The 19,528-nt window shown below is 54.0% G+C and carries 20 protein-coding genes; 7 read left to right on the forward strand and 13 right to left on the reverse strand.

Features of this window, described 5'->3' with window-relative positions; genetic code table 11:
* The first annotated feature begins 292 nt into the window (after nucleotides 1-292).
* The 3 genes from LZ463_RS26890 (at nucleotide 293) to LZ463_RS26900 (ending at nucleotide 2,729) form a co-directional block, all read left to right on the forward strand.
* Nucleotides 293-640, forward strand: coding sequence for a cupin domain-containing protein (locus LZ463_RS26890; protein ID WP_241459422.1), 348 nt, complete (start codon nucleotides 293-295; stop codon nucleotides 638-640).
* A gap of 219 nt (nucleotides 641-859) precedes the next feature.
* Entirely contained in the window at nucleotides 860-1,963 is a 1,104-nt protein-coding gene (locus LZ463_RS26895; RefSeq protein ID WP_241459404.1) for a sensor histidine kinase, read from the forward strand.
* The gene (locus tag LZ463_RS26900) at nucleotides 1,956-2,729 is read left to right on the forward strand and encodes a LytR/AlgR family response regulator transcription factor (protein WP_241459405.1); all 774 of its coding nucleotides are present in this window, start codon (nucleotides 1,956-1,958) and stop codon (nucleotides 2,727-2,729) included. Before LZ463_RS26895 ends, LZ463_RS26900 begins: the two co-directional genes overlap by 8 nt.
* A gap of 23 nt (nucleotides 2,730-2,752) precedes the next feature.
* Here LZ463_RS26900 and LZ463_RS26905 read toward each other — a convergent pair whose 3' ends face one another.
* The 3 genes from LZ463_RS26905 to LZ463_RS26915 all read right to left on the reverse strand — a co-directional run bounded on the left by LZ463_RS26905 (nucleotide 2,753) and on the right by LZ463_RS26915 (nucleotide 5,105).
* A complete protein-coding gene (locus LZ463_RS26905; protein WP_241459406.1) occupies nucleotides 2,753-3,127 on the reverse strand; it encodes a YybH family protein in 375 nt (124 codons plus the stop codon).
* A gap of 473 nt (nucleotides 3,128-3,600) precedes the next feature.
* Nucleotides 3,601-4,050: a heme-binding protein gene (locus LZ463_RS26910; RefSeq protein WP_241459407.1), complete on the reverse strand. Its 450-nt coding sequence runs from the start codon at nucleotides 4,048-4,050 to the stop codon at nucleotides 3,601-3,603.
* Between the two features lie 44 nt (nucleotides 4,051-4,094).
* Nucleotides 4,095-5,105 (reverse strand): zinc-binding alcohol dehydrogenase family protein, encoded by a 1,011-nt coding sequence (locus tag LZ463_RS26915; protein WP_241459408.1) that lies wholly within the window; start codon nucleotides 5,103-5,105, stop codon nucleotides 4,095-4,097.
* A gap of 124 nt (nucleotides 5,106-5,229) precedes the next feature.
* On the opposite strand from LZ463_RS26915, the gene LZ463_RS26920 reads away from it, so the two are divergent.
* A complete protein-coding gene (locus LZ463_RS26920; RefSeq protein ID WP_241459409.1) occupies nucleotides 5,230-6,132 on the forward strand; it encodes a LysR family transcriptional regulator in 903 nt (300 codons plus the stop codon).
* 36 nt (nucleotides 6,133-6,168) lie between these two features.
* Here LZ463_RS26920 and LZ463_RS26925 read toward each other — a convergent pair whose 3' ends face one another.
* Nucleotides 6,169-6,411 carry a hypothetical protein gene (locus LZ463_RS26925; protein WP_241459410.1) on the reverse strand — a complete coding sequence of 81 codons (243 nt, stop codon included), beginning with the start codon at nucleotides 6,409-6,411 and terminating at the stop codon, nucleotides 6,169-6,171.
* 554 nt (nucleotides 6,412-6,965) lie between these two features.
* Between LZ463_RS26925 and LZ463_RS26930 the strand changes: the two genes are divergently transcribed.
* The 3 genes from LZ463_RS26930 to LZ463_RS26940 all read left to right on the forward strand — a co-directional run bounded on the left by LZ463_RS26930 (nucleotide 6,966) and on the right by LZ463_RS26940 (nucleotide 9,265).
* Complete coding sequence (locus tag LZ463_RS26930) at nucleotides 6,966-7,388, forward strand: hypothetical protein (RefSeq protein ID WP_241459411.1); 423 nt, start codon at nucleotides 6,966-6,968, stop codon at nucleotides 7,386-7,388.
* A 27-nt stretch (nucleotides 7,389-7,415) separates the two neighbouring features.
* Nucleotides 7,416-8,780, forward strand: coding sequence for a hypothetical protein (locus LZ463_RS26935; RefSeq protein ID WP_241459412.1), 1,365 nt, complete (start codon nucleotides 7,416-7,418; stop codon nucleotides 8,778-8,780).
* A gap of 269 nt (nucleotides 8,781-9,049) precedes the next feature.
* Nucleotides 9,050-9,265: a DUF4287 domain-containing protein gene (locus LZ463_RS26940; RefSeq protein ID WP_241459413.1), complete on the forward strand. Its 216-nt coding sequence runs from the start codon at nucleotides 9,050-9,052 to the stop codon at nucleotides 9,263-9,265.
* A 336-nt stretch (nucleotides 9,266-9,601) separates the two neighbouring features.
* On the opposite strand, the gene LZ463_RS26945 is transcribed toward LZ463_RS26940, so the two are convergent.
* The 9 genes from LZ463_RS26945 to LZ463_RS26985 form a co-directional block, all read right to left on the reverse strand.
* Complete coding sequence (locus tag LZ463_RS26945; RefSeq protein WP_241459414.1) at nucleotides 9,602-10,702, reverse strand: ABC transporter ATP-binding protein; 1,101 nt, start codon at nucleotides 10,700-10,702, stop codon at nucleotides 9,602-9,604.
* Between the two features lie 11 nt (nucleotides 10,703-10,713).
* Complete coding sequence (gene nagZ, locus LZ463_RS26950; RefSeq protein WP_241459415.1) at nucleotides 10,714-12,246, reverse strand: beta-N-acetylhexosaminidase; 1,533 nt, start codon at nucleotides 12,244-12,246, stop codon at nucleotides 10,714-10,716.
* Nucleotides 12,243-13,070: a carbohydrate ABC transporter permease gene (locus LZ463_RS26955; RefSeq protein WP_241459416.1), complete on the reverse strand. Its 828-nt coding sequence runs from the start codon at nucleotides 13,068-13,070 to the stop codon at nucleotides 12,243-12,245. Before LZ463_RS26955 ends, nagZ begins: the two co-directional genes overlap by 4 nt.
* Nucleotides 13,067-13,960 carry a carbohydrate ABC transporter permease gene (locus tag LZ463_RS26960; RefSeq protein WP_241459417.1) on the reverse strand — a complete coding sequence of 298 codons (894 nt, stop codon included), beginning with the start codon at nucleotides 13,958-13,960 and terminating at the stop codon, nucleotides 13,067-13,069. Before LZ463_RS26960 ends, LZ463_RS26955 begins: the two co-directional genes overlap by 4 nt.
* Nucleotides 13,961-13,974: 14 nt before the next feature.
* Entirely contained in the window at nucleotides 13,975-15,285 is a 1,311-nt protein-coding gene (locus LZ463_RS26965; RefSeq protein WP_241459418.1) for an ABC transporter substrate-binding protein, read from the reverse strand.
* Nucleotides 15,286-15,401: 116 nt separating this feature from the next.
* On the reverse strand, nucleotides 15,402-16,412 hold the full coding sequence (locus LZ463_RS26970; protein WP_241459423.1) for an SIS domain-containing protein: 1,011 nt from the start codon (nucleotides 16,410-16,412) through the stop codon (nucleotides 15,402-15,404).
* Nucleotides 16,405-17,532 carry an N-acetylglucosamine-6-phosphate deacetylase gene (nagA, locus tag LZ463_RS26975; protein WP_241459419.1) on the reverse strand — a complete coding sequence of 376 codons (1,128 nt, stop codon included), beginning with the start codon at nucleotides 17,530-17,532 and terminating at the stop codon, nucleotides 16,405-16,407. Before nagA ends, LZ463_RS26970 begins: the two co-directional genes overlap by 8 nt.
* Complete coding sequence (locus LZ463_RS26980; protein ID WP_241459420.1) at nucleotides 17,529-18,263, reverse strand: GntR family transcriptional regulator; 735 nt, start codon at nucleotides 18,261-18,263, stop codon at nucleotides 17,529-17,531. The genes nagA and LZ463_RS26980 overlap by 4 nt, the downstream gene beginning before the upstream one ends.
* 26 nt (nucleotides 18,264-18,289) lie before the next feature.
* Nucleotides 18,290-19,228, reverse strand: coding sequence for a glucosamine kinase nucleotide-binding domain-containing protein (locus tag LZ463_RS26985; RefSeq protein ID WP_347176300.1), 939 nt, complete (start codon nucleotides 19,226-19,228; stop codon nucleotides 18,290-18,292).
* Nucleotides 19,229-19,528 lie beyond the last annotated feature (300 nt).

A 19,528-nucleotide genomic window follows, 5' to 3' on the forward strand; every position in this document is an offset into this window, starting at 1 on the left:
GCTAACTTAGAACCTGTTGACGATCTGTAGCGAGCGTGCGTCAGCGGGGTAAGGGTAACAAAAGAGCAGCGCAAAAAGCGGAATGTACTTGAGTACATGAGCATGTTGAGCAGCACATGAGCCTCGATCACGCACGCGCAGTAAGATCGTCAACAGGTTCTTAGACAGGTACTCAGACCATGCGTACCTGTTCTTCACACAACCATCAGGGAGACTTATCTTGCTCACATCCAGAAAACACCTGGCCATCAGGCTCACCGCTGTTGGCGCTCTATTGTTCAGTGCAGCCCTGATGGCGCAAAGCCCAGGCATTACACGCACCATCGTCACCAAGGCAGATTCAACAGTGCCGGGCAAGGAAGACATCATCGCCAAGGTAGAAATAGCCGCTGGCGCCACCGTCGGCTGGCACACCCATTTTGGCGATGAAATCAGCTATATCCAGGAAGGCGAGGCCGAATTACTGGTCGCCAACCAGCCGCCACGCAAAGTCAAGGCTGGTGAAGGATTTGTGATACCCGCCGGTGTCGTCCACAGCGCAAAAAACCATGGCGCGGTCCCGATCAAGCTGGTTGGCGTCTATGTCGTTGACAAGGACAAGCCACTGGCAACGCCAGCGTCTGCACCGGCGACTTATTAGGGCATCAACGGGAACTCACAAAAGGCGCTCAGTCATTACAAAACAATGATGTCCGCGATAGCAGCACTATTGCGGACATTGGTGTCATCATGGCCAGCACGAAGGAACAGATATCCAGCCTGCAAAGCGACAGTCTGTTCGATACCTGAAAACCGTCGTCCGTCGCAGGTTTCCGCTACTGCGCTTGCCGGATTGTTTGCCAGCCGCTATCTTTAGCGCATGAAAAGCCTGAAACCACCTTCACCGCCGTCACCTGCAGTGCCACCGATACCTCGGCGTTCTCCCCTGCCCAGTGGGCGTCAGGTCGTGATTGTGCTGCTCATCAGTCTGGTGCTGGGCAAATTGTTTACCCCCATCTTCAATTCACCCTTTCTGATCGTCTGGGGGCGTACGGTTTTCATTTCCATGGTGATGCTGTTTGCCTATTCTCTGGCCGGCAGCTGGCAATTGCGCTGGGTGCCGCGCTGGCTGGCGCAATTGCTGACCCTGGCCCTGCTGGCTCCGTTTGCCAGCCTGATTGCCTATATCGTCAATGCCGGTGGCTTCATGCGGCTGGTGAATGCCAACAACATGCTGTCCGGCCTCGCCACCAGCACCCTGCTCGCACTGATATTTGGCCCCATCATCGCCCTGGTTGCCATGTCGCGTGAACGCAAGCAAAAAGCCAGGGCCGATCAATTACAGCTTGAACTGGAAAAACAGGCGCTGGAAAAAGAAGTGGTCGATGCCCGACTGCGCCTGTTGCAGGCGCAGATAGAGCCGCACTTTCTGTTCAATACCCTGGCCAATGTGCAGGTGCTGGTTGAATCAAAGTCAGACAATGCCGCCCCCGTGCTGCGCCACCTGATCGCCTATCTGCGCGCCGCCATGCCGCGCCTGCATGATGCCGACGCCACGCTGGCGACTGAGCTGGACCTGGTGCGCTCTTACCTGGCGCTGATGCACATGCGCATGCCTGACCGCCTGCGCTATACCGTCGACGTACAGCCAGAATTGCTGACATTGCGCTTCCCTGCCATGACCCTGCTGACGCTGGTGGAAAACGCCGTCAAACACGGCATAGACCCAAGTACCGAAGGCGGCAGCATAGAAGTCGGCGGCAAAGAGGACAAAGCCAGCGGCATGGTCAGTCTGTGGGTGGCAGACAGTGGTGTCGGCATGGCGGAAACGGCCCAGCCGGGCACCGGCCTGACCAATGTACGCGCAAGGCTGCAAGCCTGTTTTGGTGCAGATGCCCGGCTTGACCTGCATGAGCTCAGCGAACAGGCAGGACACGGCCTGCGTGTGGAACTGCAATTTCATCCCGATAAAAACCATGAATAAAGCAATCACCGCCATCATTGCCGATGATGAACCTCTGCTGCGTGAACACTTGCGCTCACACCTGTTACGCCTGTGGCCAACACTTGAGATCGTTGCAGAAGCACGTAATGGTCGTGAAGCCGTGGAGCTGTTTGATGTGCACCAGCCAGACATCATTTTTCTTGATGTGCACATGCCCGGCCTCAACGGCATAGAGGCAGCGCGCTCCATCGCCAGGCGGGCACACATTGTGTTCTTCACCGCCTATGAACAATATGCCGTGCAGGCATTTGAACAGGGCGCTGTCGATTACCTGGTCAAACCCGTCAATGAAGCCAGGCTGGCTGACACGATACAGCGCCTGCAACAGAAACTGCAGCACAATGACGAACAGAGCGCAGGATTGGAAGCCCTGCTCGACCGCATGGCAAACGATATGCGCCAGCAAAAACCGGCACGCCCCTGGCTGCAATGGATACGCGCCTCCGTCGGCAACAGCATACGGTTGATACCGGTAGAGCAGATTGCCTTCATGCGCTCAGATGAAAAATACACACTGGTGGTGTGGGATGGCGGTGAAGCGCTGATACGCAAAAGCATACGCGAACTGTGTGATGAGCTGGACCCCGAACGCTTTGTGCAAATCCACCGTTCTGCCATGGTCAACCTGCACTATGTCGAAGAAGTAACGCGCGGCCTGAATGAAACAGCAGAACTGCGCCTGCGTGGCAGGAGCGAGATACTGCCGGTCAGCCGCAGCTACCTGCATCTGTTCCGGCAGATGTAATGCCCGCTTGCTCGTGATGCCGTTTATTGCGGGCCAGGCACAGACAAATGAATGTGATGCAGCTTCCAGCCGCCGGATTGCCGTGACCATATCATCGATACCGCGAGCTTGCTGTCCTGTGGCGTCAGGTCTGGTTTGCTGATGTAACCGAGCCGCGTCCCGGTGACAATAGCCGTATCACCGACATGCTGCACCTGTACATCGGCCAGGCGCAAGTCTATCAACAGGGGCGATGCAAACAGCTTGGCAAAAGCCTTTGCATCAAGCTTCAATAACTTGCCAGATTCCGGCATGAATTCCGTGAAACCTTCTGGTTGCAGATAAGTATTGAGCCGGGCAGCATCACGGGCGCTGACGCTGGCAAAGAAACCGCTTGCGGCAATTGCTGCCTCATCCATCGTCTGTGCAGTCTGCGCCTGGGCAGTGCTGCATGTCGAAAAAAATAGGACAACAAGCGGGAAGCAGAACAGTAACCGCATTGACTTGCCGTATCTGGTAAATAGTGATGTCATTGAATACGTCCTTCATGTGGGCTGAATCTTAAACACTTAGACAGTACGACAGACGACATCACATTGCCACAACGCCTGCTCGCCTGACAGTTACTGGTAATTTGAAGAAACCCCATCCAATTCGTCATACCCGCGCAGGCGGGTATCCATGTTTGATCAGCCTTATCCGTCTTACTGCCTGCGCAGTTGATCAACGATGGATTCCCGCTAAAAGCACGCGGGAATGACGGTTTGGAGTGCATTGCGCTCTTTGTGCTTATTGCGCTCATTGTCGAATACATGCATGGTCGACACAAAAAAGTCTGGGCCAATTTTTCTTAAGTCCTGACAAAAACAGTTGCAGGCTGGATCGAGCCTGATCAGGCACTGACCGCCACATCAAACCCCAGCGCCCGCAATGCAATCTCAGCCGCCTGCTGGTCCTGCAAGGCATTGCCGCCAGAGATGCCTATGCCGCCGATAAGCACGCCATTTTCAATAATGGGACAACCACCGCCAACAGCGACCAGGCGTGGCCTGTGCGCCAGCTGGGCCACAACCTGGTTTTGCACGATCGCCGTCCAGGTATGGGTAGGCAAGCCGAAAGAAGCTGCCGTCCAGGCCTTGTCGATGGCGACATCAACAGTCAGAAAGGCTGCCTTGTCAGACCGCTCGAATACCTTCAGATGACCGGCGTTGTCGGTCACGGCAATGGTGACTTCGATGCCGATGTCTTTTGCTGCATTGAAGGCGGTAGTGACCAGCGCTTTTGCTGCTTCTGCCGTAATGCTGGCGGCAGAAAATGATTTCTTGATTTGCGATGTCTGCATGATGATTCCAGGTTTGTTTTCAGCGTGTCATGACCAGCCTGGGCTCAAAAGCCTTGCAACACCACTTTGCCCTGCGCCGTGCCGCTCTCAATCAGCAGATGCGCCTTGCGCAGGTTGGCCGCATTAATCTTGCCAAAATTGGCATTGACGGTCGTACGCACCTTGCCTGCATCCACCAGTGCTGCAACTTCTGCCAGCAGCTTGCCCTGCTCATCCATGTCTGCTGTCTGGAACATTGAGCGGGTGAACATCATTTCCCAATGCAGGGAAATCGATTTGCCTTTCAGTTGCATGATATCGAGCGCTTCCATGTCATCGATCACGGCCAGCTTGCCTTGCGGTTTGAGGCTGGCGATGATTTGCGCATAGTGCTGCGGCGTCTGCGTGAGGCTGGCAACCAGGTCCACTTCATCAATGCCCAAGGCCTTCAATTCTTCGCTCAAGTGTCTGGAATGATCGATGACGGCATGCGCGCCCAGGTCCATGCACCATTGACGTGTGGACGGGCGTGAGGCCGTGGCAATCACCCGCAGTTGCGTCAACTGGCGCGCCAGCTGGATCAGGATGGAACCGACGCCACCTGCACCGCCGGTGATCAGCAGGGTCTGCCCTGCGCCGCCGTTCTTAGGCACACCCAGGCGGTCAAACAGTAATTCATAGGCGGTGATCGTGGTCAGCGGCAAGGCTGCAGCCTGCGCATCATCAAGGCTGGCTGGCGCCCTGGCGACGATGCGTTCATCAACGGCATGCAGCTCACTGTTGGCACCTGCACGATTGATCGCACCGGCGTAATACACACGGTCACCGGCCTTGAAATTGACAACTGCCGGACCAACCGCTTCAACAATGCCAACGGCGTCCCAGCCCAGCACCTTCCATTGTCCCTCAGCAGGGGCATTGCCGCGCCTGACCTTGGTATCGACAGGGTTGACAGAAATGGCGTTGACGCGCACCAGCAGGTCACGCGCTTCCAGCGCTGGGGTTGGCAATTCCACATCTTGCAGCGATGCGGTGTTGTCGGCAGGTAAAGACTGGCGGTAGGCGATAGCTTTCATGATAAATCCTTCAATCAAAATAGGTGGCTGTAGAGAATGTCGAGGAATGATTTCCTTGAATGTGCAGGCATTGTAGAATCTCAACTGGCAATTGATAAGACCGATAAATAACTATCACTTTCAAATGAAAATTGAAAATCTCAGCGACCTGCATGTGCTGGTGCAAACCGCCCGTTGCGGCTCTTTGTCAGGCGCAGCCAGTGTGCTGGGTATGACACCGGCAGCCGCCAGCGCCACCCTGAAGCGGCTGGAAACCCAGCTGGGTACCCGCCTGTTTGAACGCTCGACCCGCGCCCTGCGCATTACCGAACAAGGGCAAATCCTGCTCGACTATGCACAAAGGGCCTTTGATCTGCTGGATGAAGGTGAATCACAGGTATCCGAAGCACGCACCGCCCTGGTCGGCAAGATCAGGGTGGCCGCACCATCTGACCTGACGCGCACCAGCCTGCTGCCCTGGTTTGATGAATTTCTGGCTCTGCACCCCGGCGTGCAACTGGCCCTGAACGTAGGCGACCGCCTGCGTGACGTCGTGCGTGACGAAGTCGATCTCGCCATCCGCTATGGCAAGCTGGAAGATTCGCGCCTGGTCGCCCGCGTACTGACAGAAAACCGCCCCATACTCTGCGCTGCCCCCTCTTACCTGGCACGCCACCCGGCGCCACAAAACCCGCAAGACCTGGCCCAGCACAACTGCCTGATCTTTGAACGCAACGGCCGCCCCCACAAAACCTGGCGCTTTGCCCAGCACGGCAAATGGAAAGAAGTCCGCGTCAACGGCGACCGCAGCGTCGACGACGCCTCACTGGTACGCCTGTGGGCCATCGCCGGCGCAGGCATCACCCTGAAATCAGCCATCGACGTCAGGCAAGAACTGGCCAACGGCAGCCTGGCCCCCCTGCTGCCCGACTGGGACACAGAACCCTACCCCCTGCACGCCCTGCTGCCCAGTGGACGTTTCATCCCCAATCGCGTACGGGCGCTGGTGGAGTTTTTGGCGGGGAAGTTTGCGGCCATCGATACTTAATGCAATGGTGAAAATCGCCTCAATACGCTGAGCACCCTACTCTTCCAATTCTCGCTTCCACACTTTGACGACATTCATGTTTTCACCGAGCTTTACCCAGAGTAAGGTGTTAGGCATGCGTAGTTCTGAGGGCACAATTTCAAAAGGGACATGATAGCGTGCACCACCATTTGCCAGGCCAACACCCGGACATAATAGAAGCTGAATTTCACCTGGCAGCAAACAGGCGAACACCTCTGCGGGAACGCGTTCGTACCATGTCGCTGGATAGTTTTTCAAGATGATTTCAGGTACTCAAATAGTAGTTTAAGAATACTCTAGCTTGACGATATTTTTTGTCAGCGAATATGTTCATCCCTATCATTCAAACAATTTCATCAAAATATCGTAAATCACCTAAAGTTGCAATAAGATCAAGCCAATTCTTGGCATGATGCAAACTCACCTTAAAAATCGCCCAAGACCTGCGCAAGCAACGCAAAAACCTGCGTGGCAAACAAGGCCGCATCAAAAAGCAAAAAGCCAGCATGTTCAATAAGCTAAGGACAAACACCCACCTCAAGGCAAAGGCGGACAGTAACGGGCTGGAAGTGTTTATTTTATGACTGCGTAGCTGGTATTGCGCGGGTGAATCAATATGGACTACGGGATAAGGTTGTGGCGGGTGGGGGTTGAAGTGGAATATAAGGTAAGGCGACTGCTATCTTTTCCTTCAATCCATGAGCCAATAAACAATATTCTCAAGTAAAACACAAATTCCAAATGCAGGGTGGTACATTTTCAGTTGGCATGGCTTGAAGATTTTCGAAAACGGAAACTGGAGACTACATAGTATGAATGACATCATAAAGCTCATTGAAATACTTAGGTGGCCGGTAGTTTTATTGATTATTTATTTTTGCTCAAAGGAATCGATATTTAGTTTTATATCCAAGTATCGTCATGTCGAAATTAATTCAAGCGTTGCAAAGATAATACTCAAAAGATTAGAAGTCGAGCAGGGTATCTCAAGTACTCAAATTAAAAAACTGCGCGGCTTAACCGGTCATGATCTCTGGGCTCTAAATTCTTTTATTATGGCGCAGGATCCTTCATATAAGTATGTGCATAAATTTAATCCAGCAAGAAAAGCCATGGTATTTTCATTCGTTGAAATGGGACTACTGGAAATTTCAGGAGAAGGGGAAAATCGCCGAGTGAAGGAAACTAGTCTTGCAACAGAGGTCTTGAATGCGGCGAATAATTTAATGCTGTAAAGAATAGAAAAAATGCAAAGTGAGTAGATGATGCTATCAGAATTCATTGAAACAATTGATGAATGGATATTAGACGGATATTTTGTTGACATTCGTTACATCGCCATTGATATCGCTGGGCAACTAATTTTGTCAGATGCGTCAATGAAGTTTACCCCACGCTCATTAGGCATTGACATGAATTTCGAAATATGTTCAGAGGGTCTTTGCTTGGGCATAAAACAATTCTGCGCTGCTAATAAAAAAGATTGCATTGAATTAATTAAGAACGCCATGGATGGGACTATTTTAATAAATGGTCGTACTATGACTTTGCCCGGAGTTGATTCATTAAACTATTATTCAAAAATGGCACATCGTGACATTTGGGAATCGCAGCCTCATCTTCAAATTAGTAGAAATCAATTCCCTCCGTTATTACCTGCTGAATTAATTAAATTTGATAACTGTTTAAGATTATCCTCTCCACCATTTGACGGACTTAAAGACGCAGGTGGAGAAATGGGACTACGCACACCCGGCACTTTCGCAGACCCAGCAACAATCAATATTTATGCGGGTTCGCCAGCAGATATTTCATTAGCGGAATACAAACTATTTAATGAGAAATTAAATCTTAAAATAGTTGCTCACGCATCATTTGACGTCAGTAAAATTAATTTGGCTATTAGGGGAGTTCCGACAGTTGGCCTAAAGCATCGCGTCAATCTAACCGACAAAATTATTTGGAAAGACGTAGAAGGCGATATACGACCTGGTAGCTATGAATGTGAACTTTCTGGTGCCCATAGTGCTCTTGCAATGTTAATGATTGGCAAATCTCTTGTCCGACGGCAATGGTGCATAGACGAAAGTCGCACCGACAATATGCGATTGGTAGCTATACAAACATTTGAAACTGAAAGGCTGAATACTTATAACGCTATTTTCAACTCCCCTGAAAACCAAACCGCGTTTGAAAAGGGAATTGCTTGCTTAATGTTCGCATGTGGATTTTCAACTGTAAGTCCCTTGAATAATGATGCACCTGACATAATTCTGACGACGCCTGGTGGCAAATTAATATTGATTGAATGCACTTTAAAAATTGCTGACTACGCAAATAAAGTCGGAAAACTTATTGACAGGAAGCGGTTGCTTTCAAAGAGACTTCAATTGATGAATTTGCCATCTTATGTTCACGGTATTCTTGTGTGTGCATCCCCTGGAGATCAGATTGCAATAAATTCAGATCAAATTCAAGATCACGAAATTATTCTGCTCGACAGGGAAGATTTGGAATCAATATTTAATCGAACAAAAAGTATTGTTGATCCAGATAGATTTATAGAAGATTTACAAAAAAGAAAATCTTATGGCCTTGAAATTAGTCAACAGAATTTACCTTTTTGAGAAAAACCGCGAATGCTATTTTGTTTGCCCCCCCCTCAGATTTCTACCTTATTCACTTCCGGTCTAATGGCTAAAGCAAATTTTTCAATTTACTTTACGAAAAACACCTGCCATCTCCTCCTTGATAATTTAAGTTGACATTACAAGTACAATGTATTTACTTACAACAATATCAATCTGATGCGCCATATCGTGCAAGTCTGACCGTGGCAGACAAGCAGTGAAGCTGCCCTTATCTGCTTAAGATATATCCAAGAAAGGCAACACCCATGTCAAACGAAGAAAAAGTCAAAGGCCCTGCTTCTTATTTCCCATCAATAGAAAAGAAGTATGGCAAGCCTATACGGCACTGGCTGGACCTGGTTCAGCAGAACAAAGGATTGAAGCATATGGAGATTGTTAACAAGCTCAAGGCGGAGCATGAGCTGGGGCATGGGCATGCCAATGCGATTGTTGCCTATGCCTTGGGTGATGGCAAAAAGTAGTTTGCCAATTGCGATGGTCAGGTGACTGGCACTTGCTTAGTGCTCTGGAAATTATTTTACTATAGGCCTTACGCAAAACCACCCCAGCTGCGTTGTAGCTGACCGTACTTTCCAATTCGTCATACCCGCGCAGGCGGGCACCCATGCCTGATCAGCCTTGCCTGTCTTGCTGTCTGCACGGTTGATCAACGATGGATTCCCGCTAAAAGCAGGCGGGAATGACGATTTGGGGTGCATTGTGCTCATTGTGGAATCTATGCATAGCCGACGCAAAAACCGTCTGGGACAATTTCGCGTAAGTCCTGTACTGGAATAATTTCCAGAGCCAGCTCCTTATTACCGGCCTAGCGCCACGCTCTTGCTGTCAAACACATGGCATCTTTGTGCAGGCAGTTGTATGCACAGTTCGGCACCCGGATACTGGTCGCTGGTGTCGGCGGGCAGTTTGATGGCGAACAGGTTTTCTTCGCCGGCGATGGTGGCGTAGACAATGGCGGCGTCGCCCAGGTGTTCGACGAAGCTGATGCAGACTTCAAGCTGGTTGGTCTGTTCTTTCGTTTGCGATGCGAGCAAAACATGTTCTGCACGTATGCCCAGGCTGACTTCATCGCCTGCTTGCAAATTGCTGCTGTCTATGCCGGTCTTGATGTGGGTGCCAGAAGCGAGTTGCAGTTCACATTCATTCGCTGAGCTGTGCACTACCCTGGCCTTGAGAATGTTCATCTTCGGTGAGCCGAGGAAGCCTGCGACGAAGAGGTTGGCTGGTTTGTCGTAGAGTTCCAGCGGTACGCCCACCTGCTCTATCTTGCCGCCGTTGAAGACGGCGATGCGCTGGCCCAGGGTCATGGCTTCTACCTGGTCATGGGTGACATAGATCATGGTGGCGCGCAGGTCGCGGTGCAGCTTGCTTAACTCTATGCGCATCTGCACGCGCAGGCTGGCGTCGAGGTTGCTCAGGGGTTCATCAAACAAAAACAGGCCAGGCTTGCGGACAATGGCGCGGCCGATGGCGACGCGCTGGCGCTGGCCGCCGGACAGGTCGCGCGGCTTGCGTTGCAGCAGGTGGCTCATTTGCAGGATGCCGGCGGCATGCTGCACGGCGGCGTCTATATCGGCCTTGCTCATTTTGGAAAGACTCAGGCTGAAGGCCATGTTGTCGTACACGCTCATGTGCGGGTAGAGCGCATAGGACTGGAACACCATGGCCAGGCCGCGTTTGGCTGCGGGCAGGTCATTGGCCAGCGCATCGTTGATGTAGAGCTGGCCGGCGCTGATGTCTTCAAGGCCGGCGATCATGCGCAGCAGGGTCGATTTGCCGCAGCCCGAGGGGCCGACAAAGACCATGAATTCACCATCGTGCACTTGCAGGTCTATGCCTTGCAAGACCTGGTTGCTGCCATAGGATTTGCTGATCTGCTGTAGTCTGACTGCGGCCATCCCTGTATCCCTTACACCGCAGCGGATGAAAAACCGGCAACCGGTATCTTGCCACTGGCGACAACTTCACCGGCAAACCAGGCGCGTGCGGCATCGATGGCAGGTGGCGCAAAGCCATAGGTGATCAGTGCCGGGGCGGCGATGTCCAGCATCTGGAAGGGGTTCCACAGGACCAGGTGCAGGTCAGGCTTCCAGCTGTCGCGCACCTGTTTGCTATAGCGTATGCGTACGGTAGAAGCCAGGATCACGAAACGGCCATCGTCAGGCAAGGCGCTCCAGTCAAAGCTGTTGGCATTGTCAAAGGTGACGGTATCGACATCGTAGAGGCTGGCCAGCATGCTGCTGACCTTGCTGGCGGGGATGCCGGCTTCAGACACACCGTCGCTGACGACGTCGGCGCTGATGACCAGGCGCACCTTGCTGCCTCTGGCTGGCGCCTGTGCATTGCCGTCGGTAGTCAAGCCGCGCTTCCAGGCATTGGACATGAGTATGCGGTCTGCCAGGTCGGTCTGGTAGGCAGCATCAATGCAGGGATAGGTTCTGGTCAGCTGGCTGATGCGGGCTAGCTTTTGCTGCACCTCTGCCTGGCTGATCTGGCCGGACAAAATGACTTCTGTCAGCGCACTCAGGGTTTCGAGCTGGGTTTCTGTGGTGCCCAGCGCCATCACCATATCAGCACCCGCCAGCAAGGCGCGCACGGCGGCATTGCCGACGCCGTAGCGGCCAGCGATGGCGTGCATGTCCATGCCGTCGGTAATGACAACGCCCTTGAAGTTCCACTGATCACGCAGGATGCCGGTCAGGATGGGTCTGGACATGGTGGCCGGGTTTTCTGCATCGAGTGCCGGGTAGACAATGTGTGCTGTCATCATGGCAGGGGCATTGCGGCTGACTGCCGCCTGGAAAGGTGCCAGCTCCAGCGCCTGCAATTCTTCCAGGGTCTTGTTGACGGTGGGCAGGTCGCGGTGGGAATCGACATTGGTGTCGCCATGGCCGGGGAAATGTTTGACACAGCAGGCCACGCCTTCGGCCAGACTGCCATCCATCCAGGCCAGCGCCAGTTCACTGGCGCGCCTGGGGTCAGAGCCAAATGAGCGTTCAGAAATAACGGGATTATCGACGTTGTTGTTCAAATCCAGCACCGGTGCAAAATTCCAGTTGAAGCCCAGGGCCTTGACGCCACGGGCCACGGCAGCACCCACCTGGCGGCACAGGTCAGCATCGTTACCTGCCCCCAGCGACATTGCCGCCGGGGGCTGCGGTACCCAGGTTGAGCGTACGACTGCCCCACCTTCCTGATCGATGCCTATCAACGCCTCCTCCCCCAAGACTAAGCGCAGATCAGCCGTCAGTTTTTTCAACTGGATTTCGTCGACCATGTTTTGCCTGAACAGGCACATGGCGCGGATGTAGTTGTCTTTTAAAAATTGTGCAGATTCATTGTCAAGACTGGTGATGGGCATGCGTATCATCACCAGCTGGCCTGCCTGGCGGCGCGCTGCCTCGCGTGTCAGTGTCTGTTCTGTCTTGTTGTCTTGCGTCATTTCACTGCTCCATCCATGCCGCGCATAAAAAAGCGCTGGGTAAATAAAAAGGCGATCAATATCGGTGCCACTGTCAAAATGGTCCCTGCCGCAATCACGCGGGTGCTGCTGCCATAGGTGCCACGTAAATACAGCACACCTGCTGAGAGGGGGAAATCTTCCGGTTTGCTGATGACTATTGAAGGCCAGATGTATTCATTCCAGGCCTCCACGGCAGTCAGTATGCCGACTGTCGCCAGCCAGGGTGTGATCAGGGGCAGGACGATGCGGTAAAAAATGGTCCACTCGCTGGCACCGTCAACACGCGCCGCGTCAAGCAGGTCTTGCGGCACTTCATCAAAGGCCTGTTTGAGCAAGAGCACGGACACGGCAGTCACCACATTGGGCAGCACGACAGCCGTATAGGTATTGACCAGACCTATCTTGGTCATGGTGATGAAGTTGACCAGGAAGTTGACTTCAGACGGCAATATCATGGTGGCCAGTATCACGCCCATGACGAGCCTGCTGCCGCTGAACTGCATGCGTGACAAGGGATAGGCCGCCAGCGAGCAGACCAGCAGCTTGCCTGCCACCGTCGCCAGCGTGATCAGCAGCGAATTCTTGAAAAAAGCGAGAATGGGTATCACCCGGAAAGCCTCGCTGAAATTGGCCAGCGACACGCCATGCGGCCAGAAGGTGGGCGGGAATTCAAACAGATTGCCTTCGGTCGACATCGCCACCACCAGCGTCCACCAGAACGGGAAAATGCAGACGAGGGCAATCAGGCAGAGCAAGCTGTATTGCCCGGTTTTTTTCAGCCGCTTGTTGATCTGTGCGCTCATTCCCTGTGCTCCGGCTTGAGTTTGCGCAGGCAGACAAAGGCGATGGCCATGCAGCACAATGACACCACAAAACTGGCGGCCAGGCCACGTGGCAGCTTCAGATGTTTCAGCCCCTGGTCATAGGCATAATACAGCGCCGTAAAGGTAGAATTCATCGGCCCGCCCTGGGTCAGCACATCGACTTCCTGATAAGCCTTTAGTGCCGCCAGGACAGACATGATGCTGCAGATCAGTATGGTCGGTTTCAGCATGGGCACGGTAATGCGCCAGAAGCGTTGCCAGCGGTTGGCGCCATCGAGTATGGCAGCTTCTTGCATTTCGCCAGGGATGGATTGCAGGGCCGCCAGGTACATCACCATATACCAGCCCAGGCCGCGCCAGAAAGACACAAACATCACGGCAAACAGGGCCAGCACATCATCCGACAGCCAGCCCAGCGGTGCGCTGATCAGGTGCAATTGCAGCAGCACATAGTTGAGCGTGCCCTGTTCATGGAACATGAAGCCCCACATGATGCCAACCACTGAAACCGTCGTCACCACCGGCACATAGTAAGCCGCGCGGAACCAGCGTATGCCCGGCAGCTGGTTATTGACCAGCACGGCCAGGCTGATCGCGCCCAGTTGCGTAAACGGGACGACCAGCAGGAACAGCAGGGAATTCTTCAACCCGGTCATGAACATGTCGTTGGCAAACAGGGCGCGATAATTGGCCAGGCCCACCCAGTGCACTTCACGTATCAGGCTGAAGTCAGTGAAGCTCAGGTAAGAGCCGTACATCACAGGCCAGAATGAAAACATCAGCAGCAACAATAGCGCCGGTGCCAGGAAGGCATAGGCCAGCAGGTTGCGTTTTTTTGCCGCGTTCGTCGTGGTGGTCATGGCTGTCATGGCTGCTATTGTTGTTATGGTTGCTTCAGTGCCTGCAATTTGCGGTTCCAGATGACGACAGCTTCATCCATGGCTTCTTGTATATCGCGCTTGCCTGTTACTCCTGCTTCTACTGCCTTGACCAGGAAACGGCGCAGTTCATCATAATCATCAATGCCGCTGACATACAGGCTGCGCGCCGCATTCATGGAATTGGCGGCAACCGCCAGCGCCTGTTCTGACGCACCGGCATTGGCAGGGATTTTTTTGAAGTAGGGATTAGCCAGCGCCTGCTTGGTGGTCGGCATGACACCGGCCAGGCGGGCAAAGGCAAGCTGGTTGGCGTCGCTGGTCAAAAAGCGGGCGAAGGCGGCGACCTCGGGCAGGTCTTTTTTCTTGACGCCTTTGGGGATGGCGAAATGGAACATCCAGCCACCGTCATTGATACCGGTCGGCCCAGGCGGCACAGGGAAGATGCCGGTCTGTGCATAGATATCAGGTGCGTCGGTCTGTATGCGCCTGATGGCGGTCGGTGCGCTGACCATGACACCGAGACGGCCACCCAGATAGGCATCGACCACGGCAGGGAAATTGTCTTCGGCAAACAGCTTGTCTTTCAAAAAACCACCTGCCTTGTAGGTGGCAGCCAGCTTCTTGAGCAGCATGATGTGCGCTGGCGAGTTGAACACGGCCCTGCCGTCATGCATCAGCTCCAGCCCCTGTTGCATGAAGAAGCCGTCGATCTTGCCCAGTGCCGGTGCGTAGCCGGGCTTGCCGGTTTTGCTGGCGATCAGTGCGGCCTGGGCCAGCAATTCATCCATGCTTTTTGGCGCCTGGGTAATGCCTGCCGCCGCCAGCATCTTGCGGTTATAGGCAATCACGTTGACGTTACTGTAATGCGGGAAGCCATATACCTTGCCATTGAAGCGCAGGTCAGCCAGGGCGGCGTCGGTGTAGTCATTGCTGGCGTCAGGCGCGGTGAGCCAGGCATCGACAGGTTCCAGCAAGCCATCACGCGCCATTTCTTCTGCCCAGGGCACACTGAGGTTGACCAGTGCCGGTGGCGTACCGGCAGCGATGGCGGTGATGAGCTTCAATTGCAAGATATCCCAAGGGAAGTCTACCCATTCCAGCTTGATGCCGGGGTGTTGTGCCTCATAGGTTTTGACAACTTCTTGAAAATACGGGATGAACTTGGGCTTTAAGCTCATGGTCCAGAATTCGATTTTCTGGGCTGCACAGGCGTTGCCAGACAGAGCCAGAGTCAGACTCAGGCTGAGTAAAAACAGGCACAGGTACTGCCGAAATTGACCGATAAGTCCTGTGCCCTTAAAGAGGTTATTCATCAGATACTCCCCATTATTTTTAGGCAATCTTGCTTCTTATTCATGTCAATATTGCCTTCATAAAAAATACTGGGGGCAGTATCCATTTTTTAAGTTTTTAAAAAATGGGTAGCTGATCAGTTGGTCTTGGTGACCTTGCTCAGATGGCGTGGTTTATCCGGGTCCAGGCCACGTGCGATGGACAGGTTTGCCGCCATCATGTAGAAGGCTTGTATTGCAACCACAGGATCCAGGTCAGGCGTGGCAGCCACTGGCAGGGTCAGGTTACGCTCTTTGACGTCTTCCGGGGCAGCCAGCAGGACATTTGCGCCACGGCCACGCATCTCTTCAGCCAGGGCAACCAGGCCGGCTTGCGACGGGCCACGGGTGGCGAAAATCAGCAGGGGGTATCCGTCATGGATCAAGGCCATGGGGCCATGTTTGATTTCTGCCCCGCTAAAGGCTTCTGCCTGGATGACGGATGTTTCTTTGAACTTGAGCGCCGATTCCAGCGCCACAGGGAAGCTGATGCCACGACCCACCACCATGATGCGTGAAGCAGGCTGCAAGACTTCTATCGCCGGTGACCAGTCCAGTTTGGTCGCTGCCTGCAAGGATTCCGGCAACTGCTCTATCGCTGCCAGGAACTCTGCATCATTCTGCCAATGACCTGCCAGACGGGCGCCAGCCACCAGCGATGTGATGAAACTCTTGGTGGCAGCAACACTGAGTTCTGGCCCCGCGTGCAGGGGCATGGTCCACTCGGCATTTTGCGCCAGTGGCGAAGTGGCGTCATTGACCAGGGCGACCGTGGTTGCACCGCCTTCACGGAAATAACGGATAGGTTCAACCACGTCAGGGCTCTGGCCTGATTGCGAAATCGCAATCGCCAGTGCATCTTTGGCCAATAAAGGCGCCTTGTTCAGTGTCACCAGGGACATGGGCAATGAGGCGACGATGCGCCCTACCCTGGACATGATCAGGTATGCCGCGTAGTTGGCTGCATGGTCAGAACTGCCACGGGCAACGGTGACGACTGATGTGGGCGGTTTGGCGCGCAAGTGTGCGCCCAGGTCGGCGTAACGGTCACGCTCGTGTTTTAATTGTTCGGCGACGAAATCAGCGGAAGAGCTGGCTTCTTTAAGCATCTGCGAGGTCAATCTTTTCTCCTTCTACATAAACAGCGATAAGGTTTAACTGGCGGTCCAGTACAACCAGGTCTGCGTAGCTGCCAGCTTGCAGGCGGCCACGCTCATTGAGTCCCAGGTAATCGGCTGCGTAGGTAGAAACACGCTTCGATGCATCCTCCAGCTCCAGGCCTATGCTGACCAGGTTGCGCAGGGCCTGATCCATGGTCAGGGTGCTGCCGGCCAGGGTGCCGTCTTCAAGACGCACGCCACCCAGGCATTTATGTACGACCTGGCGGCCCAGCATGTACTGCCCGTCCGGCATGCCGGAGGCTGCGGTGGAATCAGTCACACAATACAGATGTGGAATAGCGCGCATGGCAGCACGGATTGCGCCGGGGTGCACATGCAGCAAGTCGGGAATAATTTCAGAATATTGTGCATGCGCCAGTGCGGCGCCCACCATGCCGGGGGCACGGTGATCAAGGCGCGACATGGCGTTGTACAGATGGGTAAAGCCGGTAGCGCCGTTCTCCAGCGCGGCCTTGCCTTCTTCATAGGTGCCCAGAGTATGGCCTATCTGCACCTGCATGCCGATGGCAGTCAGCTCACGCACCAGTTGCAGGTGTCCATCCATTTCCGGCGCGACGGTGATCAGCTTGATTGGCGCAATGGCATTCAGGTGATGCACCTGATCAAGCGAGCCGGTATGGGCAAAGTCAGGCTGCGCGCCCAGCTTGCCGGGGTTGATGTAAGGCCCTTCCAGATGCACACCCAACACGCGGGCTGCGCCGCTACTGCGTTTGACGACGGAAGGTCTGATCGCCTGCAAGGCCAGCTCAAGATCGGCCAGCGGCGCTGTCATGGTGGTGGCCAGCATGCTGGTGGTGCCATGCCTGGCATGCTTGCGGGCGATGACTTCAACGGCGTCACCAGCTTCCATGGTGTCCTTGCCGCCAGCGCCATGCACATGCAGATCGATGAAGCCTGGCAGGATGTAGTGACTGTTTTCGCTGCCCGCGGCATCAGCAATAGTGCCATCGGCTGAAATCGCCTGTATCTTTTCGTCGAACGACAATGAACCAGCTACCCAGCCTTGCGGCGTCAGTATCTGGCCCTGTACCTGTTGATGCAAACTCATCTGAACAGCTCCGCCACAAAGTCATAGTAATCACTGCGGCAATACGAATGCGACAGTTCTATCGCAGCGCCATTTGGCAGATACGCGACACGGGTAATGAACAGCATGGCGGCGCCCTGTTTGATGTCAGCCAGGCGGGCCTGCTCGGCAGTCGCATTGACAGCGCGGATATGCTGCAGGGCGCGGGTCGGCGACAGGTTATGCGATTCGAGGTAACCATACAGGCTGTCGGTCACCAGCTTGGGATTGGGCATGTACATCGCCGGTATGGTCGAGCTCTCTATCGCCATGACCACATTGTCCGCGGTACGCAAGCGCTTCAGGCGCGACACCACGGTATTGGGTGACAGCCCCAGCGACAGGATTTCTTCCGGCGAGGCGATACCGGTCTCGCGCGACAGCCAGCGTGAACCTGGCACAAAACCGCGGTTACGCAATTCTTCACTGAAGTTGGTCAGGCGCGACAGCGGTTGTTCAAGCTTGGGAGTGATGTAGGTGCCGGAGCCATGCTTGCGGGTCAGCATGCCACGTTCGCACAGCATGTCGATGGCCTTGCGTGCAGTAACGCGCGAAATCTCCAGGGTGTCAGACAACATGCGCTCGGAAGGCAGGGCTTCATCGGGCTGCCACAAACCACTGTGTATGCCATTGGCGAGCTTGTTCGCCAATTGCAGGTACAAAGGTGTAGAACTTTCTGTATCGGGTTTGAAGTCTATCAATTGTGCCAGCATGTCTCCCTCTCTTTCCTGTGTTTTTATTAGTTATGCAAATGCTGTTGTAAGCATTGTTGTACCAGGATCAGTGCCCCGGTTGCCGAGTCTGCTTGTGGCAGTTGTATACGCTTGCTTAATTCTTCTGGCAGATAACGCATCACCGGCGCCGCCAGGCCGCCACACAAGGCGATAGGCAAGGTGCCGGAAGGGTCCAGTGCCTTCGTCATCTCGTGGACTTCCCTGCCCGCTTCACGCAGGATGTCGGCAGCCACGTCAACCTCGCCAGCAAGACGGACCACGATGGGGGCGATCTCTGCATAGCGGGTTTGATTGGCTTGTGCCAGCCAGGAGAAAACGGCATTCTTGTCGCCGCCGCAGTGCGCCAGCACAGCTCTGGCAAATGTATTGTCGGTCGCGCGGCCATCGAGCACGCGTTGCAGATGATTGACGGCACGCATGCCCAGCCAGGCACCGCTGGCTTCATCACTGACAGGGAAACCCCAGCCACCGACTTCACGACGCTGCCCGTCCGGTTGCAATACTTCGCCCACGCTGCCCGTCCCCAATGCAACGACCACGCCAGGCTTGCCCTGGTGTGCGCCAAGCAAAGTGGTATAGGCGTCAGTCTCATGTGCGACCACGCCAAAGCCGGGGTTGATGGCGACAAACTCTGCCGCCCACTGCACATTATTGATGCCTGCCAGGCCGCAGCCAAGGGCGATATCAGACAGTTCAGGCATATCCAGGCTGGCGCTGGCAAAGGCTTCCTGCGTGGCCAGCAATATGGATTGCCAGGCCTTGTCGCGGCCATGCACAAGACCAGACGGCCCGGCACTGCCGCGCCCCAGCTCCTTGCCATCAGGGGTCGCCAACACCACTCGCGTGCCAGTACCACCACCATCAACACCAATAATATAACTACAAGCAGGGACTTTACCTGCGGCAGATGGATTTGCCGGATGCGCCAAGTCTTGTATAGACAAATTTTCCGCTTGTTTATTCATTGATAAGTAAGGTTACGGGTTTTTGATACGGCCAGACTACATTCTGTACTTCTGCTACTATTTCAGGTCTCACTGTAAGATTTTTCACTAGTGGATGTCAATAGGTATTTAAGTGGTATCATTAAATATAATTTGGTGGCAATCCTGGTCCATAGGAAATTTCCCGCAAATTACCACCGCTTACCCTTGCCCGAGGCAACACATGCCCAGGTATATCTGTCTGTAGGCGCAAGCTGAATTACAACTTGTATTAAAGCCATCCTGCCCATCCGACCAATT

It is taken from the genome of Undibacterium paludis (assembly GCF_022568815.1).
Classification (GTDB): Bacteria; Pseudomonadota; Gammaproteobacteria; order Burkholderiales; family Burkholderiaceae_D; genus Undibacterium.